This window comes from Sphingomonas sp. BT-65 (assembly GCF_026107375.2).
Lineage (GTDB): Bacteria > Pseudomonadota > Alphaproteobacteria > Sphingomonadales > Sphingomonadaceae > Sphingomonas.
On record NZ_JAPCIA010000006.1, the window covers coordinates 1 to 867 of the forward strand.

General features: G+C 72.2%; 1 protein-coding gene. It reads left to right on the top strand.

The features are described from left to right. Positions 1 to 7: 7 nt before the first annotated feature. On the top strand, positions 8 to 867 hold an 860-nt coding region (locus tag OK349_RS19505), incomplete at its 3' end, for a sugar kinase (protein WP_265119594.1).

An 867-nucleotide genomic window follows, 5' to 3' on the forward strand; every position in this document is an offset into this window, starting at 1 on the left:
CGGCCCTATCGTCTGTTTCGGCGAGTTGCTGCTTCGCCTGACCGCGCCGGGGCGTGAGCTGCTGCTGCAGACGCCGCGGTTCGAGGTGGTGGTGGGGGGCGCGGAGGCCAATGTCGGGATCGGGCTCGCCAATCTTGGGCATGCGGTGGCGATGGTCAGCGCGGTGCCGGACAATGCGCTGGGCCGCGCGGCGGTGCAGTTCGTGCGCGGCCAGGGCGCCGACGCGCGCCATATCCAGGTTCGTGACGGGCGCATGGGGCTGTATTTCCTGACGCAAGGCGCGGGGCTGCGCGCCTCGGACATCGTCTATGACCGCGCCGGCTCGGCGTTTGCGCAGGCCCCGGCCGACGCGTTCGACTGGCCCACGATCCTCGACGGCGCGGCGATGCTGCACCTCTCGGGCATCACGCCTGCGCTCGGGCCCGCGACCGCGCAGGCCGCGCTGCAGGCGGCGCGTGCCGCCAAGGCGCTGGGGGTGGCGATCAGCTTCGACGGCAATTACCGCGCGCGGCTGTGGGAAGCGTGGGACAGCGATCCGCGCGCGATCCTCACCGAGCTGGTGAGCCTTGCCGACACGATGTTCGGCAACCATCGCGACGTCTCGCTGCTGCTCGGCCAGACCTTCCCGGGCGACGGTCCCGAGCGCCGCCGCGAGGCAGCTGAGGCCGCGTTCGCCGCGTTCCCCAACCTCAAGCGCATCGCGTCGACCGCGCGCCATGTCGACGATGCCGACCGCCACCGCATCGCCGCGCGCATCGACACGCCCGAACGCGGCTACCAGACCCAGGAGGTGGTGGTCGCCGGGATCATCGACCGCATCGGCGGCGGCGACGCCTATGCCGCCGGCATCCTCCACGGCGTGCTCTC